This window comes from Methylobacterium sp. WL64 (assembly GCF_008039945.1).
Classification (GTDB): Bacteria; Pseudomonadota; Alphaproteobacteria; order Rhizobiales; family Beijerinckiaceae; genus Methylobacterium.
In genome coordinates this window covers 85110-110512 of the sequence record NZ_VRVA01000011.1, presented here as the reverse complement: position 1 = coordinate 110512, position 25403 = coordinate 85110, and the positions used below count along the sequence as shown (strand labels likewise).

Genomic DNA, 25403 nt, shown 5'->3' with positions numbered 1-25403 from the left:
CTCCCCAGCCGTCCCCCCAACCCCTTGGGCCGGCTTCGCCTTGGCCGGGTCGGCCGGGGCCGAGACCGCGATGCGCAGGGTCGGGCAGGCCTTGGCCAGGGCCGCCAGGGCGTCGAGCACCGGGTAGAAGGCCGGCCCGAGGGTCGCACTGCCGGTTGGGAAGCGCAGGGACGTCCCGGCGATCGCGGCGCCCGCCTCCGCCCGGCAGGCGGCCGGGTCGCGGGTCTCGGCGGGCTGGCGGGCCGTGACGGCGGCCCGCCCGGTCCAGCCGGGGGGTAGCACCTCGGCCAGGCGCTCCGGCGTCCGGGACGCGGCCTCGCGGTAGAGGCTTTCGCCGGTGAGCGTCAGCGCCCGGTCCGAGACCGCCACCTCCCCGGCCGCGAGGTTGGCCACCAGGGGGGCGGCCGCCGCCAGCGCGGCGCCGAGGTCCGGCGGGGCGCCGTCGGCCAGGCGCGTCCGGTCGATCACCGGCTCGCGGAACAGGCGCGGGCGCAGGGCGGCCAGCACCCGCTCCCGGGTGGCGTCGTCGGGCAGGTGGCCGGTGAGCGTGACCGCCTCCGGGGTCCGGCGGATCGCAACCCGGTAGGGCGAGAGCGGCCGTGCCGCCAGCGTCACCGGGCCGGGCTTCACGCCGGCGGGCCGGGCCTCGCGCATCAGCGCGGCGGCGTCGGGAATCGCCTGAGCGTCGATGGCGTCGCCGGTGACCGAGACGGAATCGTCCGCGAAGGTGACGGTGCCGGACTGGATCAGCTCGGCCAGCCGGAACGCGAAGCCGATCAGGGTCTTTGGGTCGATCGCCGGGTCGAGCCCCCGGGCGGTGAGCAGCCGGTCCTGCACGCTGCCCCCCGGGACCGCTTCGGCGGCCGCCCGCAGGGCCGCCTCCCGGTCCGCCGCGGAGGGCGCGAACCCGTCGAGCACGATTCCCCGGGCCGACTTCGCCACCGAGAACCGGAACTGCGCCACCGCGGGCGGCACGATCTCGATCCGCCCGACGCTGAACCCGGCCGGCGGGTTCGCCAGGGCGGTCCGCAGCGCCTCGTAGGCCGGCACGTCCAGGGCCTCGCCGGACAGGCTGAGCACCGTGTCGCTGAGCGCCGCCCGGCCGCCCTTGGCGAGCCCGGACAGCCGCGCTGCCAAAAACGCCGCCGCGCTGGCGAAATCGGGCGGCGCGCCCCGGGCCGCCCGGGCGGTGTCGTCGAGGGCGGTGCCGGGCGCCAGCGCCCCGGTGATCCGCGCCTCCAGGGCCTGCCGTCCGATCTGCGCCGGGCGGCTGCCCTCCAGCGCCACCCGGGCCGAGCCGGTGCGGATCGCCGCCCACAGGAACGGCGCGGCGGTCTCCACCAGGCCGATCTCCGAGACGATTCGCCGGGGGCCGTCCAGGGCGGCGAGCTTGGCCAGCACCGTCTCGCGCTCGCCGACATCCGGAGCCTCGCCCTCAGCCGCCAGGTCGCGTCCGCGCGCCTCCAGCCGCAGCCAGGGCTCGCCGGCGGCCGTGGCGGTGCCGGACGCGACCCGCGCGCCGGCCGCGTCGAGGGCGTCGGCGATCTGCGGGGTGGCGAACAGCGTCGCGCCGGCCCAGATCAGCGCGAGCGCGGGCAGGCCGGCGAGCCAGCCGGCGCGGCGCAAGCCTTGAGCGAACTCTTCTGGCAACGGCACAATCGTTGGTTAAAGCGGATCCGGGCCGCGAGACCATACCGGCAATCCGGCAGGATGAAGGCCTTTTCTTCAACGGACCAGGCTGGAATTCCTCGAAGGCCGGCAGACCAGCCGCAGGGACGGATCGCAGGCTGCGCGCGGCTTTCGCGTGCGCCCGCCTCAAAAAAGCACGGCGCTTGCATCATCCCGGCCATCACCACGAGACTACGCCACGGAGTGTGTCGCTTGGCCCGGACCGTCTGCCCGCACGATTGCCCCTCGGCCTGCAGCCTGGACGTGCAGGTGGCGGACGGCCGCGTCGTCTCGGTGAAGGGGGGCGACAACCCCTACACGGCCGGGGTGATCTGCGCGAAGGTCAGCCGCTACGGCGAGCGGGTCCACCACCCGGACCGGATTCTCGGGCCGCTGGAACGCGTCGGCGAGAAGGGCAGCGGCCAGTGGCGGCCGATCACCTGGGACGCGGCCCTCGACCGGCTGGCCGCGGCCTTCCGCGAGACGGCCGAGCGCCACGGTCCGGAGGCGGTCTGGCCGTACAATTCCGGCGGCACGATGGGCCTGGTCCAGCGCGACGGCATCCACCGGTTGACCCACGTGATGGGCTATTCCCGGCGCAAGCGCACCATCTGCACCGCCATCGCCATCGCCGGCTGGAGCGCCGGGATCGGCCGCATCGCGGGTCCGGACCCGAGGGAGATGGCGCTCTCCGACCTGATCGTGGTCTGGGGCGGCAACCCCGTGAGCACCCAGGTCAACGCGATGAGCCACATCAGCCGGGCCCGCAAGACGCGCGGCGCCAAGCTGGTGGTGATCGACCCCTACCGCACCGGCACCGCCGCGGCGGCCGACCTCCACCTCGCCCCCCGGCCCGGCACCGACGGGGCGCTGGCCTGCGCGGTGCTCCACGTGCTGTTCCGCGACGGTCACGCCGACCGGGCCTACCTCGCGGCCCATGCCGAGGACACGGCGGCGCTGGAGGCGCATCTCGCCACGCGCGATCCGGCCTGGGCGGCCGCGATCACCGGCCTCACGGTCGCCGAGATCGAGGCGTTCGCGGCGCTCTACGGCTCGACGCCGCGCAGCTACATCCGCTGCGGCTTCGGCTTCACCCGGACGCATAACGGCGCGGTCAACCTGCACGCGGTGACCTGCCTGCCCACCGTGACCGGCGCCTGGCAGCACGAGGGCGGCGGCGCCCTCTGGCAGAACGCCGCGATCTTCAACTGGGACAAGACCCTGACCGAGGGCCTCGACGCCAAGGCCCCGGGGGTGCGCGAACTCGACATGAGCCGGATCGGCGCGATCCTGGCCGACGATCCCGACGCCCTGCAGGGCGGGCCGCCGGTGCGCGCGATGCTGATCCAGTCGGCGAACCCGGCCGCCTCGGCTCCCGACAGCAACCGGGTGCGCGCCGGGCTGCTGCGGCCGGACGTGTTCGTGGCCGTGCACGAGCAGTTCATGACCGAGACGGCGGCGCTAGCCGACCTCGTCCTGCCGGCCACCACCTTCCTGGAGCACGACGACATCTACGGGGCCGGCGGGCACAGCCACATCCAGTCCGGGCCGGCCCTCCTGCCGCCGCCGGGGGAATGCCGCTCCAACCACGACCTGATCGCCGCCCTCGCCGGCCGGCTCGGGGCCGGGCATGCGGGCTTCGACCTGAACGCCCGGGATCTGGCCGACGCGACCCTGGCCCGCTCGGGCTGGGGCGGCCTCGGCCGGCTGGAGCAGGAGCGCTGGATCGACGCGCAGCCGGGCTTTGCCGAGAGCCATTTCCTCACCGGCTTCGGCCACCCGGACGGGCGGTTCCGGTTCGGGCCGGACTGGTCGGCGCTCGGGCCGCGCGCCGCCGGCATGCCGGCCCTGCCCGACCATTGGGCGGTCTCGGAGCCGGCCGACGCCGAGCGTCCGTTCCGGATGGTGGCGCCCCCGGCCCGCCAGTTCCTCAACACGACCTTCTCGAACAGCCCGGAATCGATCCGGCGCGAGGGCCGCCCGACCTGCCTGCTCCATCCGGAGGACGGCGCCCGCCTCGGGATCGCCACCGGGGACGCGGTGGAGATCGGCAACACCCGCGGCCAGGTCCGGCTGCACGCGCGCCTCGCGGAGGGGCAGCCGCCCGGGATCGTGGTGGTCGAGAGCCTGTGGCCGGCGGCCTCGTTCTCGGGCGGGCGCGGCATCAACGCGCTGATCGGCGACACGCCGGCCGCCCCCAACGACGGCGCCACGTTCCACGACACCGCGGTGTGGGTGCGGGCGGCCTGACGCGACGGCCCGACCCGGCCCTTCAATCAGCAGCGGGAACCGAGACGGCGGAACCCACCCGAATCGGTTGTGTTGGCCCAGGACACACCGTCTCGTGGAATCCGACAGCCATGCGGGTCATCCTCGCCGCCGCCCTGCTGGTCCCGTTCGCCGCTCCGGCCTGGGCCCAGAACCTGTCCGCCACCGCGACGGTCCCCGCGGCGGCCTCCCTGGAGCCGCTGACGGCGACCGCTAACCCGGGACAGCTCAGCCTCGGCGGCGGCTCCACCTCCGGCCCGTTCCCGACCCTCTCGGCCCAGGGCGGCGGCCTCGTGAATGCCGGGCAGCTGAGCTTCGGCGGCGGCGGTTCCGGGGGCGGCAGCATCGCGCCGCCGACAGGCGCCACCAGCGCCGGCACGGCCCGGCTGGGCCTCTCGGGATCCGGATCGACCGGCGGCGCCGGCGTCACCGGAACGCCATCGAGTTCGAGCGGAACCGGGAGCACGATCGGCGCGACCGGCACGCGCAACGGCTTCAACACGTCGACGCGTTCGGCGATCGGGTCGATCTCGGGCAACGCTCTCTCGAACTTCGGGACGGGGGGCTTCGGCGGCGGCTCGGCCATCGGCACGAGCCTGAACACCAATGCGACCTCGGCCTCGGCGGTGGCCTCCGGGGCGGGCGGATTCGGGACCGGGGCCGGGATCGGCGCCAGCTCGACGGGGCTGACCGCCGTCGACCCGGCCGTGACCGCGGCGTCCGCCACAGCCACCGCCACCGGGGGCGGCGCGTTCGGCGGCGCCGGCATCGCGGGCGCTGCGAACGCGGCGCCGGTCCAGGACCTCGCCGGGGCCGACACCGTGGCCCGTGGCGGCGGCGGAGCGGTCGGCGGCGCCGGCATCGCGGCCGGGACCGGCCAGACCGACACCGCCTGCAACGGACCGCTCGCGGTGGCCTGCTTCGGCGCCGCGAACGCGTTCTGAGGCCGTCGCGAGGACTGGCTGCCGTTGCTTCAGGTCCGGCACCTCGGCCGGGATGGGAGGCGACGATGCGAGACGTCAGGAGACCCGTTATGCTGGGCCGCGTTTCATGTGCGGCCGTTCCCGCCATGGGCCTGTCGAGCGCAGCGTTGGCCCGCGATGCCGCGTCCGCGACCCAGGGTGCCAAGGGCCGGACCGGCGCCCTCCACGGCATCGGGTTCAACGCCCCGCGATTCGGCTCCGATCTCCGTACCTCTAAAGACCAGCCCTATACGTGGCCGGTGAGCGACCGATATCATCCGGTCTCCAAGCCGTTCTACGGCCGGGCTTACTGAGATTCACCCGACCGGCGCGCCCCGGCGTGCCGGTCACCGTCCTGCGGGGAGAAGCGGAGAGAGCGACATGCCGGTGCGGTCTCGGCTGATCCTGGTCGTCCTGGTCTGCGCCCCCGTCTCCGCGCTGGCGGGCGAGTTCGCGCTGACGGCGCCCGCGCAGGGGATGATGATGCCCCCGCCGGATCCCGGCATGGCAAACAGCGCGCCGAGCCAGGCGCCCCCGGCCGATGCGGGCGCCCCGGCGCCGGCGCAACCCGCGACCGCCGACCCGGCCGCCGGCCGCAGACGGTTTCAGGTGCTCGGCAGCGGCTTTCCTGCGACGGATGGAAAGTTGCCGAATCAGCGGACCGGTCCCCGCCGGGCCCATGTGGTGCACGACATCTGCATTGGGTGCTGAGCGGATCCCCTCGCCTTCCGCCGTCTGACACCGGGTATCACTGCAGGGCGCTCGATCGGGTGTTGGCCCGGATCCAGCCCGGTGAGAGCACGTCGCCCTCCTCGGTGATGATCCAGGGCTGCGCGTCCTCCAAGGCGATCGCCTCGGCCGCCGCCGCAAGCGCCTCACGCAGGGTCGCGTAGGGGCGCCCTTCGGCGGACCGCCCACGCGAGCGGTTCGGCCACACGGTCAACTCGGCACGCTTGTCGAGGTCTGCAGGCGTCATGGGCGCGCTCCGGATGACGTCAGAATTGAACTCTGTCTAACCGGCTCATGTGACGTGAGCCTGGCGTTCGTGTTGCCGGTTCGTGTCGCGAACGCTGCGAGGCCTGCCCACCGCCGCGATCCGTGCGACGTGGCGCCCGGGCCGGCCCCTCACGATCCGGAGCATCCGGCTCCGAACCGACGCCTCGTCAGGAGATGTCGCGCGCCGCCGACCTCCTACAAGGGGGAGGCGCCGAGGTTCGGGAGAACTTTTTTCTACGCTGCCGGGCGGCGCTTCACGTTTCGTCTGCCCAGTCCGACCGTCGTGGTGCCGGCGCGGGCGCGCGAGCACGTGTTCGAGGGTGAGCGATCACGGCCGCCGAACGGCGGAGGGCGGCAGTGCTGCCCGAAGGAACCGCAGGCTTCTCTCGCCGGGACCTGCGTGGTGAAATAAACTTTCGCGCGAGATCAATTTATCTTTTCCAGTTCATGGACGGCAATTTAGTTCAATTGTCTCGAATGCATGGCGCGATCTGCCCCGGAACACGGGTATCGCTCGGGCGATCGCGCGAAAACTGCATAACCGTTCCGGCGATGCGTTATGTTGCAATGCGAAATGATCATACCGCAGCGCACAAATCCGTGGTCTCATGCACTCAGCGATTGCATCCCGCGATCGAACCGGAGTCGCACCATGCGCACGATCCTCATCCTCGCGTCGGCGGCGCTCACCTCTGCCGCCATCTTCACCGCCCCGGCCTTCGCGCAGGACGACCTCCACCTGACGCCGCCGCTGTATCGCGACCAGGCCCGCGCGACCACGCAGGCGCGCTCGGCTCACGATCTGACCACCACCCCCCAGCCCGTGTCGGCCACGCATGCCGGTCGCATCCCGGTGGCCGCCGTCGTCCGGCCAATGGACCAGGCCTCGGCCGAATCGGCTCGCTGAACTCGTCGCGCCGCGTTGAGCCGGACCAGGATCCGGTTCGGCGTATCGGCTATCGGACGAGGTGCAGGTCCTGCGCAGCCAGACTCGGTGAGACGCCGCGCTCGATCAGGCGGCGGGTCCGGGCGCACTGCTCCGGTCCTGTGTTCAGCACAGCGCTCGTGGCGTGGTAGCTCTCCAGCCACAGGTCGAGCCACGCAGAGTGCATCGCAACCGCGAGAAGGGCCGCGTTCTCGGCCTGGCGGATGCCGAGCCGGATGGCTTCGTCCATCAAGCGTCCAACTTCGCCGTACATCATCGGCACCTCCACGTCCCGGATAGAGCGCGCGCCGCCGAAGGAGAGACCCGTTCAGCGTGAGCGAGCGCGTGGCATCAAGGACTGAGAGCCGCTCCCGATCGCAATGTGATCGGAAACGGCCCCCGCAGACGGCGTCAGGACATGTCTCGTCCAAACGCGACCGGAGGCGACGGCCCCGAAGGGCCGGGTCTTCCGGTGCCTGCGCTCAGTGCGACGCCTGGTCAGCGGCGTTCTGCGTCTCCTGGCCCATCTGCTGGGCCGCATCCTGACCTTGCTTGACCGCCTTGCGGGTCTCGTCGACACCCTGCTGCATCGCAGCTTTGGCGCGCTCGGCCCCCTGTTGCATCGCACCCTGCGTGAGGCCGCCGAGTTCCTTGGCCTGGGACTGCATCGCGGCGAACCGCTCGCGCACGTATTCGGCCTGGAGTTGCATCGCTTCCGGGAAGGACTTGGCGGCTGCGAGCTTCTGCGCGAGGTCGAACGCCGCACGGACGTTCTGTTCGGCATAGTCCAGGCTGCGGGCGTAGATGTCCGAAGCATTGGTCCGGGTCAGGTCCGTCGAGCCCTGAAGGGTATCGGTGGCGCGGCGTGCCGAACCGATGAACGTTCCGAACGCCTTGCGGGCCTGCTCGACACTGGTTTCGGCCAGATCGCGCATCTGCGGCGGGACCTCGAAGCTGGGAATGTTAGCCATGACTGGTCTCCTTCGGCCGCACGTCTGGCCGCGGCCATGGCTGTTGTGCACTGCACAAGCGATAAGGTCCAGGGATGGGCGCGTGACGGGACCCCCGATTCTGTCAGATCTCCGTCTCGCGCCGGACGACCGCGTCCTCGCCACCGCCCTTCTGCGACAGCCCGACCTCGGGCGCGTCGTCGCTGGTCGGCAAGGGCTTGTTGGAGGCGCCCGGCTCGGCCTCCGCGGGGCCGGTCTCCACCTCCGGGTCGACCGGAGGCAATGTCCGATCCGGTACGCTCGTGGGCTCTCGCGAATCAGTCATGCGTGGCCTCCCTGGTCCGGGGAAACGTCGCGACCGCCTTGCGGGTCCCGGAGCGCCCGCGTCGGTGGGCAGTATCGCGTGCGCCGCGCTATATGCGGGCGGGGATTTGAGGAGAGCGTCGTGTTCACCGTCAAGGGGATCGATCCGTCCGGCCGCGTCATGACCTTCGCGTGCGGGACCGACGAGCAGGCCATGGAGAAGACCTGGGAACTCGTCCGGCGCGGGTTCCGGGAGATCGTGGTCGCCGATCCCAAGGGTAAGGAGATGTCGGCGGCCGCGTTCGAGCGGTCCCTGGATATCGACTGGGGCGAGTGAGCCGCCCCGGCGCGCGACGTTCGTTTCGCGGCGCCGTGGGGCGGGTGCCGGCACCCGCCCGCGTGGATGCGCCTCGCGCGCATCGTCCTTGTCCGAAAGCCGGCGGCCGCCTTCCGGAACGCGGCTTCAGCGGTTGCCGAGTGCCGGACCGCCCGCTGTGCCGCCGGTGCCGGGCGGGCCGCTCGTCGGCGTGCCGCCGATATTCACCCCCGGTGTCGTGCCCGGGACGGAGGAGTTGCTGGGATTGGCCGTCGCGCCCGTGGTGATCGGGGCGCCGGGTCCGCTGCCCACCGTGCCGGCTCCGACGCCGCCTGTGGTGGGCGGTGCGGTGACCCCTGTATTGCCGGCCCCCCCGGTGGTCACCTGCGCGGCGGCCGGTCCGGCCAGCAGGAGGGTCAGGGCGCCCGAGAGCGCCAACGTCGTACGGGTCATGGGTTCGTCCGTTCCTTGCGGTCGGACGCCAACGGGCGCGGGCCGCCGAAGTTCGACCCGATCCGCCGCCAGCCGGTTCAGTGCAGCTCGTAGCAGTTGGTGATCACGCGCGGATTGCGGGTCACGTCGTACAGGATCGAGCACTGAACCAGGTACCGCGTGTCCTTCCTCCGAAACAGGATCAGGGACGATCGGTTGTCGAAGGTGCCGGTGTAGCCGGCGATCTCCCAGCCGTCGGCGCTGAGCCGTTCGACGGTGAGCGGCTCGGCGGCGTCGGCCGCCAGGACCGACGCCAGCGAGGCGGCCAGGCCCAGGCACACCCGCATCGGCCGGGGCGCCCGCACGATACCGGCGGTCTTCACAGGCCCGACACGTCGTCGATGTCCGGCGCCGGCTCTCGTCCCGGTGGCGCGGGATCGTCCTCCGGAGCCGGAGGCAATCGCGGCGGCGGCATGTCGCCGGTATTGGGCGGCATCGGCAGGCCCTGGGGCAGCTCGGGTTCAGGCGCCTCGTCGGCGCCGGGTGATCTCGGATCGGGCATGGCGGGTCCCCCCGGGGGCGGTGCCGCGTCCCGCGATTGGCGGGCCCGGCACGGACAGAACGGTTGTCCGGCGCGAAGGTGCCCGCCGAATGGCCAAGGCAACCGTTTTGGCCTCTCACGGTTCTGTCTCGGCGTGGTCGGTCCCGGCGGCGCGAGCGAGAGTGACCCCGTGCCCTGTTGCCTTGTCCCGATCCTGACCGCGACCCTGATCGTCGGCGTCCTGACACCAGCCCTCGCGGGTACGAAGAAGATCAAGATACCGAATCGCTACGACGGCGCCTGGACCATCGTGGCGACGACCTCCGAAGGGCCCTGCGCGGCCTCGACGAGCTATCAGGTCCAGATCAAGGACAGCGACGCCTCGATCCCGGGGGACGACGTCGATATCGACGGCGGCGTCTCGTCGAGCGGTCGCGTCGCGGCCACGATCACCAGCGGCTCGAACACGGTGCCGATCGACGGCAGCCTCGACACGCAGGGCGCCGGCAGCGGCACGTGGAGGTCGACCGGCGGGATCGTCACCTGCAGCGGCCGCTGGAACGCGCGGCGCTCCGGCTGACAGGCGCGCCGGCCGGGGGAATCTCCGGTCGGAGGGATCTCAGGCCGGCCGGCGACGGAGGCTCGGCCGGTCGGGTTCCGGCTCGTTCGTCGTCGCGCCGATCTCCTCCGCCTTGCGCCACACGGAGCGGCAGACGAGGATCTCGGCGCTGGCGTCGATGTTGAGCACGAAGTGCTCCGGCACGATCTCGGCGTTCGGAAGGGCGACGCGGACGCCGCCCAGCGAGCGATCGTAGACGATGCAAGGCAGGCTGCGGTGCTCGTCGATGGAGATGCTGCCGGTCTCGTTCAGCACCGTGCGCGGGGCGCTCCGTCGATCAAGCATTGCCGTCTCGTGAACTGCGAAGCGCGCAGGATTGGCGCGTCGGGTTCAGAACCGGTTCCGGAAATGCATCGGATTGTCCGCGTCCGCCCTCAAAGGAGGGTGCGAGGCCTCACTATCCGGTGACCACCCCGACCAGCGTCGCCAGGAACCCGAGGGCGACGGCGCCGATCCCGCTCATGAACATCACGTCCCAGCCCGCGAAGTCCTTCGACCGGGGCGCGCGGGTGAAGGCGAACGCGGTGACCGCGACGCCGCACACGATGAGGGCGACGGCGATGGTGATCGGTGTGGACATGGCGTGTTCCTCCGACGCCGGCTTGCTGGCCCTTTGGGCTCTTGTCAGGACGATTGCAGCCGGCGTGATCTGCTTTCAGGACGTCCGTCCTCGAAACATGACAGACGTTCCAAGTGGGAACAAGGCCATAATCTGTTCTGCACTGCAGAACGACGGTGGAGCGCGCCGCGTTATCTGGCACCCGCGGCGGTTATTCCAAGCGAAAAACCTGGAAGGTCCCTCTGCTTACGGTGGTGGGCCGAGCCCCTCAATCCACAAAGACCCGAACGCCGTCCGTGTTGAGGATGTCCCGCTGGTCGGCGCACCATTGGTCCGCTCCGACCTCCGCGATGGTCTTGGCGACGCGTTGGCCTTCCTCCGCGATGGCGGCCTGAGCCCTTCGACGGCCGAGGGCGGCGTCGAGGGCCCTTCGCACCGTCCGGGACAGACCCTCGGACACCGTGTCGTCCACGGTGTAGATCTTGCGGCAATACAGGACGATGCCGGCCTGGGCGCCGATGATCCGCACCAGCCCCTCGATCGTCTCGGTGCGCTTGTCGTCCTCGGCCATCGCGGGTGCGGACGGCAGGGTCGACGCGGCCAGCGCGGCGGCGAGCAGAACGCGTCTCATCGGTGTGGGGATCCTCTGTGGGCTGGGGAACGACGCAGCGCGCGCGGCGCCGACCCCGCGACACAGAGAGATAGGGCTGCCGCTTCCGGATGCCCCCCGGGCCCGAGACTCGGCGAAGCGGCATCGGATCGCGGCACGCAGGCCCGGTTCGTCCTGGGCCCTGCGCGATGGGGCTCGCGAGCGGACCTGTCCGTCCCCGGCGGGTCGGCCTCCGGCAGGACCAGTTGGACCTTACGCCCCTGAAGCACCGATCGCGTGCGAACCGAAGACTCTCCGGCCAGCGACTCTCCGGCCGGCGACTTTCCGGCCAACGACGTGCGGGCCGAGTATTTCCAAGCCGAGTATTTCCGGGCCGATTATTTCCTAGCCGACATCATGTCGTGGGTCAGCACGGTCAGCTTGCCGATCAGGCTGGAGATGTCGGCGCCCTTGCACGACCAGTGCGTGCCGATCGCCTCGCCATCCGTCGAGACCGAGACGACCGCCACCGAGCGCAGCCGCCCCTCGCGGGCGAGGGCGAGCTGCTCCTGCAGCACCGCGATCACCGAAGCGGTGTCCTCGTCGGCCACGGTCGGCGCGATATGCGTCGGGAAGGCCACCACGGAGTTCGTCTGCTCACGCTTCATCATGCTTCGACCCAGCACCTGTTCTTCACAGGTACCGGCGTGGGCATCAGCTTTGTGCAGAGTGTGGCAGCTTGTCCGTGTCGGGCCACGTCGCAGACATGTGTGGCTGCGGGGCAACGATTACGGGCCGGACCGAATGACGTGACGGCCCGGACTTGTCGAAGGCGGCACGCTGGCGACGGATGAGGGATCCGGAGGGCGCGCACCGGTCGTGCAGGGCCGGGACGACCTCGGCGGCATCCGCCGCCGGAGGCGTCGAAGTCGATGTCGCTCAGGCCGCCTTGCGACCCTTGCGCTCGCGGTCGGCCATGGCACCGGGCTGACCCAGGCCGATCGCCTTGGCGAGGGCGGAGCGCTGCTCGGCGTAGCTCGGGGCGACCATCGGGTAGTCGGTGGGGAGGCCGTAGCGCTCGCGGTAGCTCTGCGGGCTGAGACCGTTGGCGGTCAGGTGCCGCTTGAGCGTCTTGTAGGTCTTGCCGTCGATGAAGCTGACGATCCCGTCATGCTGGACCGACTTGCGGATCTGGCCCGCGCTCGGCTTGTCGACGGCCACGGGCGCCTCGGCACCGGCTGCGGCGGCGCTCGTCCCGGAGGCGAGACCTGCGATCGCGCCGTGCACCCGGGCGATCAGGGCCGGCAGCTCGCTGGCCGGAACGGGATTGTTCGATACGTAGGCGGCGACGACGTCGCCCGCCAAGCCGATAAGGTCAGGCGTGTGCACAATCGCTTCTTCTGTCACTTCATGGTTCCCGATGTACCCCTCACACGCGATTTGCTACTTCTCCCACCCGAATGCAAGTTACAAAATCATTCTTCTGGATGCGTAACGGACATGATCGCTGTGCATGCTCGCGCCCCCGGGTAGGGAATTCTGACACAACCGTCAGGTGAACTATCCTGGCGGTCTGCAGATTTAAAAAATCATTGCCCCAGTGTTTCCGGCCCGCGCCCAATCGTTTGCCGCGTCTGAGATTATACGGATTCCCGGTCGGGCCCGTGATTCGAACCGTTTGGTCGAAGACCCGATGATGCGTCCGCCGGCCCGAGCGTAGCATCACATGCTTTGTCAGCGCAGGCGTGGAATATTCTTCTTCAACAGAGTGATCGTTGGATCAGGGGAAGTTGTCAGGCCTCCGCAGCATCTCGGCGTTGGCCTGCCGGCGTTGGTTGCGACACGGTGTGTGTGTGTGCAGGACTGTGCGCCCGACGTTGCGACCACGGCTGGACCTGCACGGTGGGGGCGCCGAGGGGATCGGGCGTCATGGTTAAGGCACAGCCGCGATCCCCCGGTGGCGTCCGGCGCCAGCCCTCCCCGGCTCCGCACCTTGCATGATTGGGGTGCCCCGATATTCTCAACTTCAAGGCGATTAGTCTTTGAAAGGCGGTCGTCGCCGCGGTGACGTGCGGGCTCGGGCATGGCATTGGCCAACCATGCTCCTGCTCGTTCTCCTCCTCGCCCTTCTGGTCGTCCTGGCCGTTATGATCATCACGCGGCGCTGGACCGGCCGGCTGGCCTCGCTGGCGACCCTGATCGCCGGGGCGATCATGGCGCTGTGGCTGGCTCAGGTCGGGTTGCTGCCGGGCTCCACCGGCCCGCTCACGCCGGACCGGCCCCGCATTCCGGGGCTCGACCGGTAACGCGCCGGTAACCGTCCCGGCGCGAGCATGGGGCATGCCCACGCTGTCCGCCCCGCGCCTGCTCACCTTCCTGGTCTCGGCCGTGCTCATCGGCCTTGCCGTCGCCAGCCTCTACACCCGCATCCCGATGGTCGGGCGGACGGTCGTGGCGCACCGGCAATGGTTCTTCATCGGGGCCTACCTGCTGCTGGCGCTCGGCGTCACGACCCGCAGCCTCTGACCGGGGACGGCCGGACGCGTCGCCGCCCCCGGCGAGCCGGCGGCCATCTTTCGCAGGGACGCCCTATCGCAACCGCGCCGCGTGCTTCAAAGGAAGCGGATGGCGATGAAGACGACATTCGTGGTGCAGCCGTTCGAGCTGCATCGGAAGCGACTGAGGCCGGCCCGGCAGGAGCCCGCCCAGAGCGAGTTCGGCGCGCTCAAGAAGGCCGAGGCGCTGGCCGCCCGGATGCCGGGCGCGGCGGCGCTGAAGGTGGTCGCCGACGACGAGACCGGCGAGCTCGAGGGCGTGACCATCCTCGGCCAGTTCGGTGAGGTGCCGGAAGACTTCGCCGAGAGCCTGCAGGGCGGTTGACGCATCTCACCGAGGCCTGGACCGCGGCAGGTATACGCCGGGGGCGAAATGCATCTTTGGCCCACTGGACACTACGTAGAAACAACGTAGCACGATGCTGGCGCGCGATCGCGTCTCCAGAGCCAATATCCGTGCCCCGATACTTCATCGATCTCCACGATGGTGCGAACCTGGTTCGTGACCAGAAGGGCTTCGACCTGCCCGATCTCGCCGCCGCGCAGGCGCAGGCGGTGCGCATGATGACCCGGATCGCGCAGGGGCTCTCGGACCCGCGGGTGCGGCAGGATTACGTGATCGCCGTCCGGGACGAGCAGGGCGCCGTCCGCCTGCGGCTGCGCCTGTCCTACGATGTCGAGCCGGACTGAACACCCGGGCCGCCGGTCGCGCGTGCTGCGACGAAAGCGGGCGTGGCGCGTTGGTGTCGCGCCGGTTCGGAGGAGCGGGGAGAACGCATGAGACGCTCGAGGATCGCGACCCGGACGGGTCTGGTGGCGCTTGCGCTGCTGGCCTGCTCGACGGCGCTTCCGGCCATGGCCCAGACGCCGCCGCCGCCGCAGGCGGGCTCGGCCCCGGCGACGCCGGACAACGCCATCCTGCTCACGGTCTTCCTGCGGCACGACCAGTCGCGTCCGCTCTCCGAGCTGAACGCGCAGCTGGCTAAGCAGGGCTTCTACAAGGCCTTCCCGCCGCCGGGTGTCGAGGTCGTGTCCTGGAACGTCGTCATGGGCATCGGGCAGATCATCGTCCTGCGGCTGCCCGCGACCCGGCTCCGCGAAATCAACCGCGTCCTCGAGGATACCGCCTGGGGCGCATACCGCACCGAGTTCTATCCCACCTACGATTACAAGGCCGTCGGCCTCGCCGAGCACGACAAGGCCCGGTGAGCGGGGCCGCCGGCCGTCACGGGGCCACCGGACCGACCGGCGCGAGGCCGAGGCGCAGCGTGGCGTCCCACAGGCAGGGTTGGCCCAGCCGTTTGGCCTGGTACATCGCCGCGTCGGCCTGCGCGACGAGGATCCGCGCCTGGGTGGCGTGGACCGGTGCGCAGGCGATGCCGATGGCGGCCCCGATCAGGACCGGCCGATCGGCCCCGACATCGTAGGGTTCAGTGAGCCGTCGGTGGATGCGGTGGGCCGAGTCCAGCACGGTCGCGAGCGGGGCGTCGTCCAGCAGCAGGGCGAACTCGTCGCCGCCGAGGCGGGACGCGGTATCCCGGTCGTCGAGACCCTCCCGGAGCCGTTCGGCCACCTGCCGCAGCAGTGCGTCGCCCGTGGCGTGGCCGTAGACGTCGTTGACCGGCTTGAAGCCGTCGAGGTCGATGCACAGCAGGGCGCAGCCGCCCGGCTCGGCCGCCGCCCGGTCGAGGCGGGTCTCGAACAGGGAGCGGTTGGGCAGGCCGGTGAGCGGGTCGTGATCGGCCCTGTGGCGCAGCAGCGCCTCCATCCGCCGGCGCTCGGTCACGTCCTCGTAGAGGGCGATCCAGCCGCCATCCGGCTGCGGCTGAAGCGTGAGGGCGACCTGGCGCCCGTCCGAGAGCATCTGCAGTACGGTCTCGGGATCGCGCCGGGCCAGGATCCGGCGCCGCTCCGCCCAGATCCTGGCTGGGTCCTGATCGGCCTTGAGGCCCCGCGCCGTGTTGAGCGCGATGAGGGTCCGGGCATGCATGCCGGGCCGCGCCTGCCCGGCCGTCTGTCCGAAGATCCGCCGGTAGCCGGCATTGGCGAAGACCAGGCAGTCGCCGGCATCGAACAGGCAGAAGCCGAGCGGCAGGCTGTCCAGGGCCCGGACGATCCGGGCCCCGAGCCGCCGGTCGCGACGGAACCCGTAGCCCCCGGAGGCGGCGATCGGCGCCCGCTCATGGCGTTCCAGCCGCGCCGAAACCCTGCCCGCCCGCGCCTTCATGGCGACCCCCTTCAAGCACCCGGCGGGATCCTGGCTCCTGCTCGATGGCCGGAGGATCCGCCGAAGACTGCTACCGGGGCGACTTGGAATGGGATTCCTTTCGCCTACCTTGACGAAACGGCGTTCGCACCGAAACTCCGCGACACAGGCTACAACCCCTCTGGAAGTCGCGTGAATCGACGCCTGCGGGCGATCAGGGTCGATGACTTAGGCTTGCCCGGCTCGACCGGGCAAGCCTAAGTCGGCCCCAACCGATCCCTGCGAATGCCCGCCGCGGGGATCGGCTGATTCTTCTCTCTGCGCCGATTCATCTTGGCGGGCCGACGGTCCTCCGCCCCCAAACGTCACGGCGTCGCGTGGACGCCGTGATGCCCGTCGAGGACGGTGTCGCTGGTCGGGACCGTGTCGGCCACGGCTTGCGCCCGGCGCAGGTCCGGGGCGGTCGCCTCCGCCACGAAGGCCGCCACCGCCTCCGTAAGGGGCAGCGAGCGGGTCTGCTGGCTGCCGAGCCGCCGGATCGAGACCGTGCGCTCCTCGGACTCGCGTTTTCCGAGCGCGAGCAGGACCGGCACCTTGGCGAGCGAGTGCTCCCGGACCTTGTAGTTGATCTTCTCGTTGCGCAGATCCGCCTCGACCCGCAGCCCTGCCCGCTCCAGGGCCCGCACGACATCGCGCGCGTAGGCATCGGCCTCGCCCGTGATCGTCGCCACCACCACCTGGACCGGGGACAACCAGAGCGGGAAATGCCCGGCGAAGTGCTCGATCAGGATGCCGGTGAACCGCTCCATCGAGCCGCAGATCGCCCGGTGCACCATCACGGGCGGCTTCCGGGTGCCGTCGGCGTCGATGTAGAAGGCACCGAATCGCTCGGGCAGGTTGAAGTCGACCTGCGTGGTGCCGCATTGCCAGTCGCGCCCGATGGCGTCGCGGAGCACGTACTCGAATTTCGGCCCGTAGAACGCGCCCTCCCCCGGGTTGACCTCCGTGCGGATCCGGCCGGCCGACTGCGCCTCGATCTGCGCGAGCACCCGGGTCATCACGTCCTCGGCGTGGTCCCAGAGCGCGTCCGAGCCGACGCGCTTCTCGGGCCGGGTCGAGAGCTTCACGACGATCTGGTCGAAGCCGAAATCCGCGTAGGTCGAGAGGATCAGGTCGTTGATCTTCAGGCACTCGTCGGCGAGCTGGTCCTCGGTGCAGAACACGTGGGCGTCGTCCTGCGTGAAGCCGCGCACGCGCATCAGCCCGTGCATGGCCCCCGAGGGCTCGTAGCGGTGCACCACGCCGAACTCGGCCAGCCGCAGGGGCAGGTCGCGGTAGGATTTCAGGCCGTGCTTGAAGATCTGCACGTGGCCCGGGCAGTTCATCGGCTTGAGGGCGAACCAGCGCTTGTCCTCGGCCTCGTCGCCCGCCGACTGCGCGGCGAACATGTTTTCCCGGTACCAGCCCCAGTGGCCGGAGGTCTCCCACAGGGCCTTGTCGAGGATCTGCGGGGCATTCACCTCGGCATAGTCGCCGCGCAGCCGGCGGCGCATATAGGCGATCAGCTCCTGGAAGATCGTCCAGCCCTTGGCGTGCCAAAAGACGACGCCCGGCCCTTCCTCCTGGAAGTGGAACAGGTCCATCTCCCGGCCGAGGCGGCGGTGGTCGCGGCGCTCGGCCTCCTCGAGACGGTGCAGGTAGTCGTCGAGGTCGGCTTGGGCCGCCCAGGCGGTCCCGTAGATGCGCGTCAGCATCGGGTTGTTCGAATCGCCCCGCCAGTAGGCGCCCGCGACCTTCATCAGCTTGAAGGCGGCGCCGACCTTGGCCGTCGAGGTCATGTGCGGGCCGCGGCACAGGTCGAACCAATCGCCCTGCCGGTAGATCTTCAGATCCTCGCCGGGCGGGATCGCGTCGACCAGCTCGACCTTGAATTTCTCCTGCTTGCCCTCGAACAGCGCGCGCACGTCCTCGCGTTTCCAGACCTCCTTCGTAAAGGGGGCATCGCGCGCAATGATCTCGCGCATCTTCGCCTCGATCTTCGGAAAATCCTCGGGCGTGAACGGGGTCTCGCGGTAGAAATCGTAGTAGAATCCGTTCTCGATCACCGGGCCGATCGTGACCTGCGTCTCCGGCCACAGGCTCTGGACGGCCTCGGCCAGCACGTGCGCGCAATCGTGGCGGATCAGCTCAAGGCTGCGCGGGTCGGTCCGGTCGAGGAACTCGATGCGGGCGTCCCGGGCGATCGGATCGTCGAGGTCGGCGACCGTGCCGTCGAGCGCCATGGCGACGGTCCGCTTGGCCAGCGACTTGGCAATGCCCTCGACCACGCTGCGGCCGGTGGTGCCGGCGGCGACCTCCCGCGTGTTGCCGTCGGGGAAGGTGAGAATCGGCATGGTTCAGGCTCTCCAGGCTCAGTCCTGCATACGCGGCAGGTAAGCGTCGTCATGTCGGCGTGTTCGGGGAGCGGCCGTGTAGACGTTTTTTTATTCCTTGGCGAGGGATCGGCCCAGGGCGTGTGCTGCCCGATCACCGTTGTTTTACGCCGGTGGCCGGATCCGCCGGCCGCCGGTGCTTGCGGGCCTTTGTCCGTCGCCACGTTCGTCGTGCCGCGTCCGCACGCGTGTCCTGGTCCTCATGCGCCCGCGGAGCCGGGGGCATGGCCCAGGACGCTCCAGCCACACGGGACGCGGGGACCCAGGCGCCGGCCGAGATCTGCGCGGGTCCGTCCTCCCGCACGAGCGCGCGCTGCCTCCGACCTGCCTAGGCCGGAGCCGCGAGGGTGCACTTCGCGTAAGGCGATGCGTGACGTCGCCGCCTCTCGGCGGACAGGGAGGTCCGGAGCTTCGGGGCCGCTGCCCGCACGCTCGAAATGTTCGCTGGAACGCGCTCTGCCGCCGAACCGGTACCCGCGTCGGAGGCGCGCCCCCTACAGCCCCGTCAGCGGGAATATGGCCAGGGCGGCGAGGAAGGCGACGCCGGCCACCAGCGTCGTCCAAATCGCCTTCTCGCGCAGACGCGGACGGGCCGGGGCGCCCAGATCCTGGCCCGGCACCACGTGCCCGGGCCGGGTCTCGGGTTGGTTGCGCAGCGGCAGGACCGCGAAGAGCAGCGTCCACCACACGACGAAGTAGAGCGCGATCGCCCCGCCGATCGTGAGCCGAAACTGGCTCACGGCCACGGTCACGAAGGCGGCCACCAGCACGGCGACGGCGGCCAGGGTCGCCGGCGTCGAGCGGGTCAGGGCGGTCAGGATCCGGTTCACACCTGCTCCAGCTCGACCAGGGTTCCGAGGAAGTCCTTGGGGTGCAGGAACAGGACCGGCTTGCCATGGGCGCCGATCCGCGGTTCGCCGGTGCCGAGCACCCGGGCGCCCTGGGCCTTCAGCCGGTCGCGGGCGGCCAGGATGTCGTCGACCTCGTAGCAGACGTGGTGGACGCCGCCGCCCGGGTTACGCGCCACGAAGGCCTCGATCGGGGACCCTTCGCCCAAGGGCGCCATCAGCTCGATCTTGCTGTTGGGAAGCTCGACGAACACCACCGTGACCCCGTGCTCGGGCTGCGGCAGGGGCGGCGTGATCGTCGCGCCCAGCGTGTCGCGGTACACGGCGCAGGCGGCCTCGAGATCCTGCACGGCGATGGCCACGTGATTGAGCCGACCGATCATTTTTGGTTCCTCCCGTTGACGCCCCGATCGGCTGGTCCCGCGTCTCCCTCATGCCGACCTCATCCTGAGGTGCTGCGCAGCAACCTCGAAGGAGACCTCCAGGGATCGCGGGGCCGGCTGGAGGGCTCCTTCGAGGCCCAGCGATCTCCGATCGCCGGGCACCTCAGGATGAGGGGATTGGGTGGGACCTGCCGTGGTCCGTCGTCTCGTTCTTTTATCCTAGCGCGTCGTCCTGGATATCAGAACCCGGACGATGCGCTCGGTCTTTGGTTGCGCGGCATCGTTTTCCGAAAGCCGGACCCGGCCTTTCGGGATGACCGCTCAGACTTCCACCACCTGCACGTGGCAGGCCGGCTTCTTGCCCCAGACCTCGTTGACGGCGGTGCGCACGGCCCGGTCGACCGCCTTCTCGACGCCCTCCGAGTCCTTGAGCTTGCCCCGCGACATCCCCGACAGGGTGCGCGAGACCGCATCGACCACCGTCTCGATCAACGGCTCGCCGGAGCGGCCGCGATTGGGCAGGCCGATGATGTCCACCGCCGGATCACCCAGCACGACGCCGTCCTCGTCGATGGCTATGGCCACCGAGACCAGGCCGGCCTGCATGAGCTTGCGCCGCTCGGGGATCGCCCGGTCCTTCTCGTCGATCAGGACGTTGCCGTCCTTGAACAGGCGGCCGGCCTTCACGTGGTCGATCACCTCGGGCTTGCCGGGGCTCAAGCGGACGAGGCTGCCGTTGCGGGCCTTGACGACGTTCTGGACGCCCTGGGCCCGGGCGAAGCGGGCGTGTTCGTCGAGGTGCAGCGCCTCGCCGTGGACCGGGATGGACGTGCCCGGCCGGGTCCACTTGTACATCTCGACCATCTCGTCCCGCCTCGGGTGGCCGGAGACGTGGACCAGCTCGGTCCGGTCGGTGATCACCTCGACGCCCTGCTCGATCAGGTCGTTGATGATCGAGCCGACGTCGCGCTCGTTGCCGGGGATCGCCCGCGACGAGAAGATCACCCGGTCGCCGGCAGCCAGGCTGATATCCGGATGGTCCTTGCGGGAGACTCGGGCGAGCGCCGCCCGCGGCTCGCCCTGCGAGCCGGTGAGTAGGGCCACGACCCGCTCGCGCGGCAGGTTCTTCCAGGAATCCGAGCGGCGGAACTCGGGCAGGCCGTCGAGGTAGCCGCATTCGCGGGCCACATCGATCACCCGGTCCATGGCCCGGCCGACCGCCACGATCTCGCGGCCGCAGGCCACGGCCGCCTCGGCCACGGCCCGGATGCGGGCCACGTTCGACGCGAAGGTCGTGACCGCGACCCGGTGCGGCGAATCCGCGATCAGCGTCTTGAGGGTGGCGGCGACCTCCCGCTCGCTCGGCGAGAAGCCCTCGCGCACCACGTTGGTGGAGTCGCAGACGAGCGCCAGGATGCCCTCGTCGCCGAGCGCCGTGAACGCCTCGGGCGAAGTGACCTCGCCGGCCACGGGGGTCGGGTCGATCTTCCAGTCGCCGGTATGGACCACGAGGCCCGCGGCGGTGCGGATCGCGATGGCGTTCGACTCGGGGATCGAGTGCGAGACCGGCACGTATTCGAGCTCGAACGGGCCGACCGTCACCCGGCGGCCTGGTTTCACTTCGCGCAGCTCGACCTTCGGGGCGCCGGGCTCCGAGAGGCGGCGGGTCTCCAGAAGGTTCTTGGCGAAGCGGGTCGCGTAGACCGGCACCTTGAGGCGAGGCCACAGCTCCGAGATCGCCCCGATATGGTCCTCGTGTGCGTGGGTGATGAAGATCCCCAGCAGGTCCTTCCGCCTCTCCTCGATGAAGGAGAGGTCGGGGAACATCAGGTCGATCCCCGGCATCTGCTCCTCGCCGGCGAAGCCCATGCCGCAATCGACCATGATCCACTTCCGGCCCTTCTCCGGACCGAACCCGTAGAGGGCCGCATTCATCCCGATCTCGCCCACGCCGCCGAGCGGCAGGAAGACCAGCTCCTCCTGTCCCATCACCATCTGTCGTCGTCCAACGTCATGCCGCCGTCGCGGCCGTTCCAAAATGCACCTCGCCCGCCGTCACGGTATGCCGTTTTCCGTCGGGGGCGAGGATCACGAGCCGCCCCCCCTCGTCGATGGTCTCGAACACGCCCCGCAGGATGTGTCCGCCGCTCCACACCGCGATCTCCGACCCAAGACCCGCGGCCCGCGCGAGCCAATCCTCGCGCAGGGGAGCGAAATTCCGTCCTCGGTCCCAGGCGCGTGCTCGCACGGCCATTCGGTCCGAGAGATGTTCCAGTAGCGCTTCGGAGCCGCCCGCGTAACCCGTCGCGGCCAAGCTCGTTGCGCCGAGTCCCTCCGGGGCCGCCGCGACGTTGACGCCGAAGCCGACGACCGCGGCTCTGCGCCCCCCCGGCAGCGTCTCGGCTTCCAGCAGCAACCCTGCCAGCTTGCCGCCGCCGAGCAGCACGTCGTTCGGCCATTTCAACGCCAGAGATCGTGCGCAAGGCGCGCCCCGGGTATCCGGCAGGGTGCCGCAGGTCGCCTCCAGCGCCTCGATCAGGGCGAGGCCGGCGACGAAGCCGAGTTCGGCCAAGTGCTCGGGCGCCACCCCGGCCACCGGCCAGAGCACGCTCGCCGCGAGGTTGCCCGGCAGCGACGCCCAGGTGTTTCCACGGCGCCCCCGGCCCGCCTCCTGCCGCTGGGTCACCACCCAGAGTGGACCGGTCTCACCCGCCTGGGCCTGGGCCATGGCCTCGGTGTTGGTCGAGCCCAGCGTGCCGTGAACGTGCAGGCGGTGGCCCTGGGCACGCGCCTCGGGTCCGAGACGGTAGCTCAAGGCGTTCGTTTCCGTGCAGGCCCCAGGTGCATCGGAAGGGCCGCAGGCCGCACCGGGCCTAGAACAGCGACCGGGCCGCCCGGCCGGCGACGCCGACCAGCGGTCCGGGCAGCAGGAAGAACAGCACCACGACCACGCTCGACAGGGCCAGCACCACGCGCAGGCCGGGCGCCATCGCCTCGAAGGGCTCCTTCGGCTCGTCGAAATACATGATCTTGACCAGTCGCAGATAATAGTAGGCGCCGACCACGCTGGTCACGACGCCGATCACGGCCAGCGTGACCAGGCCGGCCTTGATGGCGGCCGCGAACACGTAGAACTTGGCGAAGAACCCGGCGAGCGGCGGAATGCCAGCCAGCGAGAACATCATCGCGGCGAGGCAGAATGCCAGCCAGGGATGGGTGCGAGACAGGCCCGACAGGTCCTCGATCGACTCGAACATCACGTCCCGGCGCCGGAGCGACAGGATGATCGCGAAGGTCCCCAGCGTCATCGCCAGGTAGATGATCATGTAGGTGACGAGCCCGCTGATCCCCTCCTCGGAACCGCAGGCGAGCCCGATCAGCGCGTAGCCGATATTGGCGATCGATGAGTAGGCCATCAGGCGCTTGATCGAGCGCTGGCCGATGGCCGCGAACGAGCCGAGCGCCATCGAGACCACCGAGACGAAGATGAAGATCTGCTGCCAGATCGCCGTCACGTCCGGCATGGCGCCGATGAACACCCGCACCGTCATGGAGACGGCCGCCATCTTGGGCGCGGTGGCGAAGAAGGCGGTCACCGGGGTGGGCGAGCCCTCGTACACGTCGGGCGTCCACATGTGGAACGGCACCGCCGACATCTTGAAGCAGACGCCCGCGGCCACGAACACGATGCCGAGCACGATGCCCAGGCCCGCATTCTCGTTCAGCGCCGAGACGATGCCGGGGAACGAGACCGTGCCGGTGAAGCCGTAGATCAGCGAGGCGCCGTAGAGCAGCATCCCGGAGGACAGCGCGCCGAGCACGAAGTACTTGAGGCCGGCCTCGGTCGACTTGGCGTCGTCCCGGTGGAACGCGGCGATCACGTAGGCGGCGAGCGACTGCAGCTCCAGCCCGAGATAGAGCGCGATCAGGTCGTTGGCCGAGACCATCACCATCATGCCGATGGTGCAGAGCACGATCAACACCGGGAACTCGAACCGGTCGATCCGCTCGCGCTTGAAGAAGTCATGCGCCAGCAGGATCGTCGACGCGGAGCCGAGCAGCACCAGCGACTTCATCACCTTGGCGAACGCGTCGGAGACGAACGCCCCCGACAGGGTGGTGACCCGGCCGTGCGTCGGCTGCGACAGGACGACGAACAGCGCCAGCAGCAGCAGCACCAGGGCGCCGATGCTCACCGTCTCGGCGGAGCGGTCGCCGCGCCAGGCGCCGTACAGGATCATGAGCAGCACGCCGACGCTGAGGATCAGCTCGGGCAGCAGCGGCGCCAGCGAGGGCAGGACGGAGTGGACGGTGGGCATCTGTTCCGTCTCAGCGTGGGAGCGGCAGCGCGGCGGCCGCGGTCTGGGTGTTGGCGAGGGCGGCCTTCATGCCGGTCATCAGCGCTTCCGTGGAGGGCGCGAAGACATCGAGCACGGGGGCCGGGTGCACGCCGTAATAGATCGTCAGCGCCACCAGCGGCGCCAGGATGATCTTCTCGCGGGTGTCGAGATCGAGAATGCCCTGGAGATTGGGCTTCTCGAGCTTGCCGTAGATCACCCGGGCGAACAGCCACAGGGCGTAGGCCGCCGACAGGATGATGCCGAAGGTGGAGAAGAACGCGACGGTCGGGTTCGCCTTGAAGGCACCCAGCATCGACAGGAACTCGCCGACGAAGCCGGAGGTGCCGGGCAGGCCGACATTGGCCATGGTGAACACCATCATCGCCACCGCGTAGAGCGGCATCCGCTTCACGAGGCCGCCATAGGCCGCGATCTCGCGGGTGTGCATCCGGTCGTAGACCACGCCGACGCAGAGGAAGAGCGCCGCCGCCACGATGCCGTGCGAGATCATCAGGAACAGCGCGCCCTGGATGCCCTGCTCGTTCAAGGTGAACAGGCCGAGCGTCACGAAGCCCATATGGGCGACCGACGAGTAGGCGATCAGCTTCTTGATGTCGGTCTGCATCAGCGCGGTGAGCGACGTGAAGATGATCGCGATCACCGAGAGGGCGAAGACCAGGGGGGCGAAGTCGTGGCTCGCCACCGGCAGCATCGGCAGGGAGATCCGGATGAAGCCGTAGCCGCCCATCTTCAGCAGGATGCCCGCCAGGATCACCGAGCCGGCCGTGGGCGCCTCGACGTGGGCGTCCGGGAGCCAGGTATGGACCGGCCACATCGGCATCTTCACCGCGAACGACGCGAAGAAGGCCAGCCATAGCCAGGTCTGCATGTTCGCCGGGAAGCGGTACTGCAGCAGGGTCGGGACGTCGGTGGTGCCGGCCTGCCAGTACATCGCCATCACGGCGAGCAGCATCAGCACCGAGCCGAGCAGGGTGTAGAGGAAGAACTTGAAGCTGGCGTAGATCCGCCGCTGGCCGCCCCAGATCCCGATGATCAGGAACATCGGGATCAGGCCGGCCTCGAAGAACAGGTAGAACAGCACCAGGTCGAGGGAGGCGAACACGCCGATCATCGTCGTCTCGAGGACGAGGAACGCGACGAAGTATTCCTTCACCCGGACGTGGATCGAGGTCCACGACGCACCGATGCAGAACGGCATCAGGAACGTGGTGAGCAGGATCAGCGGCATCGAGAAGCCGTCGACGCCCAGCTTGAACCGGATCGTCTCGGCGAGCCACGGGTGCGACTCGACGAGCTGGAAGCTCGACGACGTGGCGTCGTAACGGCCCCAGGCCACCAGGGAGAGCACGAAGGTGACGATCGTCGTGGCGAGCGCAGCCCAGCGGGTGTTGCGCGCGACCGATTCCTCGTCGCCCTTCAGGGTGAGGATGAAGGCCGCGCCGCAGAGCGGGACAATCAGCAGGCCGGAGAGGATTCCGAGGCCGAGCATG

Annotated in this window: 33 protein-coding genes; 12 read left to right on the top strand and 21 right to left on the bottom strand. The window is 70.0% G+C overall.

Going from position 1 to position 25403, the window contains the following annotated elements:
* The coding region (locus FV242_RS36055; protein WP_281407052.1) for a BON domain-containing protein at positions 1 to 1656 on the bottom strand (1656 nt) is incomplete at its 3' end.
* Between the two features lie 225 nt (positions 1657 to 1881).
* On the opposite strand from FV242_RS36055, the gene FV242_RS08625 reads away from it, so the two are divergent.
* The 4 genes from FV242_RS08625 to FV242_RS08610 all read left to right on the top strand — a co-directional run bounded on the left by FV242_RS08625 (position 1882) and on the right by FV242_RS08610 (position 5609).
* Entirely contained in the window at positions 1882 to 3918 is a 2037-nt protein-coding gene (locus FV242_RS08625; protein ID WP_147938633.1) for a molybdopterin-dependent oxidoreductase, read from the top strand.
* A 110-nt stretch (positions 3919 to 4028) separates the two neighbouring features.
* Complete coding sequence (locus FV242_RS08620) at positions 4029 to 4880, top strand: hypothetical protein (protein WP_147938632.1); 852 nt, start codon at positions 4029 to 4031, stop codon at positions 4878 to 4880.
* Positions 4881 to 4969: 89 nt separating this feature from the next.
* Positions 4970 to 5212: a hypothetical protein gene (locus FV242_RS08615; RefSeq protein WP_246692642.1), complete on the top strand. Its 243-nt coding sequence runs from the start codon at positions 4970 to 4972 to the stop codon at positions 5210 to 5212.
* A gap of 67 nt (positions 5213 to 5279) precedes the next feature.
* Positions 5280 to 5609: a hypothetical protein gene (locus tag FV242_RS08610; RefSeq protein ID WP_147938630.1), complete on the top strand. Its 330-nt coding sequence runs from the start codon at positions 5280 to 5282 to the stop codon at positions 5607 to 5609.
* A 37-nt stretch (positions 5610 to 5646) separates the two neighbouring features.
* Here FV242_RS08610 and FV242_RS08605 read toward each other — a convergent pair whose 3' ends face one another.
* A complete protein-coding gene (locus tag FV242_RS08605; protein ID WP_147907041.1) occupies positions 5647 to 5874 on the bottom strand; it encodes a hypothetical protein in 228 nt (75 codons plus the stop codon).
* 672 nt (positions 5875 to 6546) lie between these two features.
* On the opposite strand from FV242_RS08605, the gene FV242_RS08600 reads away from it, so the two are divergent.
* On the top strand, positions 6547 to 6801 hold the full coding sequence (locus FV242_RS08600) for a hypothetical protein (protein ID WP_147907040.1): 255 nt from the start codon (positions 6547 to 6549) through the stop codon (positions 6799 to 6801).
* 49 nt (positions 6802 to 6850) lie between these two features.
* Here the strand turns inward: FV242_RS08600 and FV242_RS08595 are convergent, their stop codons facing one another.
* The 3 genes from FV242_RS08595 to FV242_RS08585 all read right to left on the bottom strand — a co-directional run bounded on the left by FV242_RS08595 (position 6851) and on the right by FV242_RS08585 (position 8094).
* Positions 6851 to 7069 (bottom strand): hypothetical protein, encoded by a 219-nt coding sequence (locus FV242_RS08595; protein WP_246692641.1) that lies wholly within the window; start codon positions 7067 to 7069, stop codon positions 6851 to 6853.
* A gap of 232 nt (positions 7070 to 7301) precedes the next feature.
* Entirely contained in the window at positions 7302 to 7790 is a 489-nt protein-coding gene (locus FV242_RS08590; protein ID WP_147907038.1) for a phasin, read from the bottom strand.
* 103 nt (positions 7791 to 7893) lie between these two features.
* Entirely contained in the window at positions 7894 to 8094 is a 201-nt protein-coding gene (locus FV242_RS08585; protein WP_147907037.1) for a hypothetical protein, read from the bottom strand.
* A gap of 120 nt (positions 8095 to 8214) precedes the next feature.
* On the opposite strand from FV242_RS08585, the gene FV242_RS08580 reads away from it, so the two are divergent.
* Entirely contained in the window at positions 8215 to 8409 is a 195-nt protein-coding gene (locus FV242_RS08580) for a hypothetical protein (RefSeq protein WP_147857078.1), read from the top strand.
* A gap of 126 nt (positions 8410 to 8535) precedes the next feature.
* On the opposite strand, the gene FV242_RS08575 is transcribed toward FV242_RS08580, so the two are convergent.
* From FV242_RS08575 to FV242_RS08565, 3 genes are all read right to left on the bottom strand, one after another.
* Positions 8536 to 8841 carry a hypothetical protein gene (locus FV242_RS08575; RefSeq protein ID WP_147907036.1) on the bottom strand — a complete coding sequence of 102 codons (306 nt, stop codon included), beginning with the start codon at positions 8839 to 8841 and terminating at the stop codon, positions 8536 to 8538.
* A gap of 77 nt (positions 8842 to 8918) precedes the next feature.
* A complete protein-coding gene (locus FV242_RS08570) occupies positions 8919 to 9203 on the bottom strand; it encodes a hypothetical protein (protein WP_246692640.1) in 285 nt (94 codons plus the stop codon).
* A complete protein-coding gene (locus tag FV242_RS08565; protein ID WP_147907035.1) occupies positions 9200 to 9382 on the bottom strand; it encodes a hypothetical protein in 183 nt (60 codons plus the stop codon). Before FV242_RS08565 ends, FV242_RS08570 begins: the two co-directional genes overlap by 4 nt.
* Before the next feature lie 169 nt (positions 9383 to 9551).
* On the opposite strand from FV242_RS08565, the gene FV242_RS08560 reads away from it, so the two are divergent.
* Positions 9552 to 9941, top strand: coding sequence for a heme utilization protein (locus FV242_RS08560; RefSeq protein ID WP_147938628.1), 390 nt, complete (start codon positions 9552 to 9554; stop codon positions 9939 to 9941).
* 39 nt (positions 9942 to 9980) lie between these two features.
* On the opposite strand, the gene FV242_RS08555 is transcribed toward FV242_RS08560, so the two are convergent.
* The 5 genes from FV242_RS08555 to FV242_RS08535 form a co-directional block, all read right to left on the bottom strand.
* On the bottom strand, positions 9981 to 10265 hold the full coding sequence (locus FV242_RS08555; protein WP_147907033.1) for a PilZ domain-containing protein: 285 nt from the start codon (positions 10263 to 10265) through the stop codon (positions 9981 to 9983).
* Between the two features lie 112 nt (positions 10266 to 10377).
* Positions 10378 to 10560 carry a hypothetical protein gene (locus FV242_RS08550; protein ID WP_147857066.1) on the bottom strand — a complete coding sequence of 61 codons (183 nt, stop codon included), beginning with the start codon at positions 10558 to 10560 and terminating at the stop codon, positions 10378 to 10380.
* 247 nt (positions 10561 to 10807) lie between these two features.
* The gene (locus tag FV242_RS08545) at positions 10808 to 11170 is read right to left on the bottom strand and encodes a hypothetical protein (RefSeq protein WP_147907032.1); all 363 of its coding nucleotides are present in this window, start codon (positions 11168 to 11170) and stop codon (positions 10808 to 10810) included.
* 356 nt (positions 11171 to 11526) lie between these two features.
* The gene (locus tag FV242_RS08540) at positions 11527 to 11796 is read right to left on the bottom strand and encodes a hypothetical protein (RefSeq protein ID WP_187193712.1); all 270 of its coding nucleotides are present in this window, start codon (positions 11794 to 11796) and stop codon (positions 11527 to 11529) included.
* 271 nt (positions 11797 to 12067) lie between these two features.
* On the bottom strand, positions 12068 to 12517 hold the full coding sequence (locus tag FV242_RS08535; protein ID WP_281407051.1) for a MucR family transcriptional regulator: 450 nt from the start codon (positions 12515 to 12517) through the stop codon (positions 12068 to 12070).
* Between the two features lie 710 nt (positions 12518 to 13227).
* On the opposite strand from FV242_RS08535, the gene FV242_RS08530 reads away from it, so the two are divergent.
* The 5 genes from FV242_RS08530 to FV242_RS08510 all read left to right on the top strand — a co-directional run bounded on the left by FV242_RS08530 (position 13228) and on the right by FV242_RS08510 (position 14892).
* Complete coding sequence (locus FV242_RS08530) at positions 13228 to 13434, top strand: hypothetical protein (RefSeq protein WP_147907029.1); 207 nt, start codon at positions 13228 to 13230, stop codon at positions 13432 to 13434.
* A gap of 34 nt (positions 13435 to 13468) precedes the next feature.
* On the top strand, positions 13469 to 13654 hold the full coding sequence (locus FV242_RS08525) for a hypothetical protein (RefSeq protein ID WP_147853858.1): 186 nt from the start codon (positions 13469 to 13471) through the stop codon (positions 13652 to 13654).
* Positions 13655 to 13753: 99 nt separating this feature from the next.
* Positions 13754 to 14008 (top strand): hypothetical protein, encoded by a 255-nt coding sequence (locus FV242_RS08520; protein ID WP_058194295.1) that lies wholly within the window; start codon positions 13754 to 13756, stop codon positions 14006 to 14008.
* 131 nt (positions 14009 to 14139) lie between these two features.
* On the top strand, positions 14140 to 14373 hold the full coding sequence (locus FV242_RS08515) for a hypothetical protein (protein ID WP_147907028.1): 234 nt from the start codon (positions 14140 to 14142) through the stop codon (positions 14371 to 14373).
* 87 nt (positions 14374 to 14460) lie between these two features.
* Positions 14461 to 14892, top strand: coding sequence for a hypothetical protein (locus FV242_RS08510; RefSeq protein WP_147938626.1), 432 nt, complete (start codon positions 14461 to 14463; stop codon positions 14890 to 14892).
* A gap of 16 nt (positions 14893 to 14908) precedes the next feature.
* On the opposite strand, the gene FV242_RS08505 is transcribed toward FV242_RS08510, so the two are convergent.
* The 8 genes from FV242_RS08505 to FV242_RS08470 all read right to left on the bottom strand — a co-directional run bounded on the left by FV242_RS08505 (position 14909) and on the right by FV242_RS08470 (position 25402).
* Positions 14909 to 15925: a sensor domain-containing diguanylate cyclase gene (locus FV242_RS08505; RefSeq protein ID WP_246692639.1), complete on the bottom strand. Its 1017-nt coding sequence runs from the start codon at positions 15923 to 15925 to the stop codon at positions 14909 to 14911.
* A 329-nt stretch (positions 15926 to 16254) separates the two neighbouring features.
* Complete coding sequence (gene thrS, locus FV242_RS08500; RefSeq protein ID WP_147938625.1) at positions 16255 to 18282, bottom strand: threonine--tRNA ligase; 2028 nt, start codon at positions 18280 to 18282, stop codon at positions 16255 to 16257.
* Positions 18283 to 18815: 533 nt separating this feature from the next.
* Complete coding sequence (locus tag FV242_RS08495; RefSeq protein ID WP_147907025.1) at positions 18816 to 19151, bottom strand: DUF1467 family protein; 336 nt, start codon at positions 19149 to 19151, stop codon at positions 18816 to 18818.
* Positions 19148 to 19552, bottom strand: coding sequence for a methylmalonyl-CoA epimerase (mce, locus tag FV242_RS08490; RefSeq protein ID WP_147897374.1), 405 nt, complete (start codon positions 19550 to 19552; stop codon positions 19148 to 19150). The genes FV242_RS08495 and mce overlap by 4 nt, the downstream gene beginning before the upstream one ends.
* A 321-nt stretch (positions 19553 to 19873) precedes the next feature.
* The gene (locus FV242_RS08485; protein WP_147938624.1) at positions 19874 to 21547 is read right to left on the bottom strand and encodes a ribonuclease J; all 1674 of its coding nucleotides are present in this window, start codon (positions 21545 to 21547) and stop codon (positions 19874 to 19876) included.
* Between the two features lie 16 nt (positions 21548 to 21563).
* Positions 21564 to 22367, bottom strand: a complete 804-nt coding sequence (locus FV242_RS08480) for a biotin--[acetyl-CoA-carboxylase] ligase (protein ID WP_147938623.1) — start codon at positions 22365 to 22367, stop codon at positions 21564 to 21566.
* Positions 22368 to 22425: 58 nt separating this feature from the next.
* Positions 22426 to 23871 carry an NADH-quinone oxidoreductase subunit NuoN gene (gene nuoN / locus FV242_RS08475; protein ID WP_147938622.1) on the bottom strand — a complete coding sequence of 482 codons (1446 nt, stop codon included), beginning with the start codon at positions 23869 to 23871 and terminating at the stop codon, positions 22426 to 22428.
* 10 nt (positions 23872 to 23881) lie between these two features.
* Positions 23882 to 25402, bottom strand: coding sequence for an NADH-quinone oxidoreductase subunit M (locus tag FV242_RS08470; RefSeq protein ID WP_147938621.1), 1521 nt, complete (start codon positions 25400 to 25402; stop codon positions 23882 to 23884).
* Position 25403 lies beyond the last annotated feature (1 nt).

Bases quoted from the DNA above. Each gene is read 5' to 3' on its own strand.
- FV242_RS08620 (WP_147938632.1), top strand. From the start codon at position 4,029: ATGCGGGTCATCCTCGCCGCCGCCCTGCTGGTCCCGTTCGCCGCTCCG.
- FV242_RS08615 (WP_246692642.1), top strand. From the start codon at position 4,970: ATGCTGGGCCGCGTTTCATGTGCGGCCGTTCCCGCCATGGGCCTGTCG.
- FV242_RS08610 (WP_147938630.1), top strand. From the start codon at position 5,280: ATGCCGGTGCGGTCTCGGCTGATCCTGGTCGTCCTGGTCTGCGCCCCC.
- FV242_RS08605 (WP_147907041.1), bottom strand. From the start codon at position 5,874: ATGACGCCTGCAGACCTCGACAAGCGTGCCGAGTTGACCGTGTGGCCG.
- FV242_RS08600 (WP_147907040.1), top strand. From the start codon at position 6,547: ATGCGCACGATCCTCATCCTCGCGTCGGCGGCGCTCACCTCTGCCGCC.
- FV242_RS08595 (WP_246692641.1), bottom strand. From the start codon at position 7,069: ATGGACGAAGCCATCCGGCTCGGCATCCGCCAGGCCGAGAACGCGGCC.
- FV242_RS08590 (WP_147907038.1), bottom strand. From the start codon at position 7,790: ATGGCTAACATTCCCAGCTTCGAGGTCCCGCCGCAGATGCGCGATCTG.
- FV242_RS08585 (WP_147907037.1), bottom strand. From the start codon at position 8,094: ATGACTGATTCGCGAGAGCCCACGAGCGTACCGGATCGGACATTGCCT.
- FV242_RS08575 (WP_147907036.1), bottom strand. From the start codon at position 8,841: ATGACCCGTACGACGTTGGCGCTCTCGGGCGCCCTGACCCTCCTGCTG.
- FV242_RS08565 (WP_147907035.1), bottom strand. From the start codon at position 9,382: ATGCCCGATCCGAGATCACCCGGCGCCGACGAGGCGCCTGAACCCGAG.
- FV242_RS08555 (WP_147907033.1), bottom strand. From the start codon at position 10,265: ATGCTTGATCGACGGAGCGCCCCGCGCACGGTGCTGAACGAGACCGGC.
- FV242_RS08550 (WP_147857066.1), bottom strand. From the start codon at position 10,560: ATGTCCACACCGATCACCATCGCCGTCGCCCTCATCGTGTGCGGCGTC.
- FV242_RS08545 (WP_147907032.1), bottom strand. From the start codon at position 11,170: ATGAGACGCGTTCTGCTCGCCGCCGCGCTGGCCGCGTCGACCCTGCCG.
- FV242_RS08540 (WP_187193712.1), bottom strand. From the start codon at position 11,796: ATGAAGCGTGAGCAGACGAACTCCGTGGTGGCCTTCCCGACGCATATC.
- FV242_RS08530 (WP_147907029.1), top strand. From the start codon at position 13,228: ATGCTCCTGCTCGTTCTCCTCCTCGCCCTTCTGGTCGTCCTGGCCGTT.
- FV242_RS08525 (WP_147853858.1), top strand. From the start codon at position 13,469: ATGCCCACGCTGTCCGCCCCGCGCCTGCTCACCTTCCTGGTCTCGGCC.
- FV242_RS08520 (WP_058194295.1), top strand. From the start codon at position 13,754: ATGGCGATGAAGACGACATTCGTGGTGCAGCCGTTCGAGCTGCATCGG.
- FV242_RS08510 (WP_147938626.1), top strand. From the start codon at position 14,461: ATGAGACGCTCGAGGATCGCGACCCGGACGGGTCTGGTGGCGCTTGCG.
- thrS (WP_147938625.1), bottom strand. From the start codon at position 18,282: ATGCCGATTCTCACCTTCCCCGACGGCAACACGCGGGAGGTCGCCGCC.
- mce (WP_147897374.1), bottom strand. From the start codon at position 19,552: ATGATCGGTCGGCTCAATCACGTGGCCATCGCCGTGCAGGATCTCGAG.
- FV242_RS08485 (WP_147938624.1), bottom strand. From the start codon at position 21,547: ATGGTGATGGGACAGGAGGAGCTGGTCTTCCTGCCGCTCGGCGGCGTG.
- nuoN (WP_147938622.1), bottom strand. From the start codon at position 23,871: ATGCCCACCGTCCACTCCGTCCTGCCCTCGCTGGCGCCGCTGCTGCCC.
- FV242_RS08470 (WP_147938621.1), bottom strand. From the start codon at position 25,402: ATGCTCGGCCTCGGAATCCTCTCCGGCCTGCTGATTGTCCCGCTCTGC.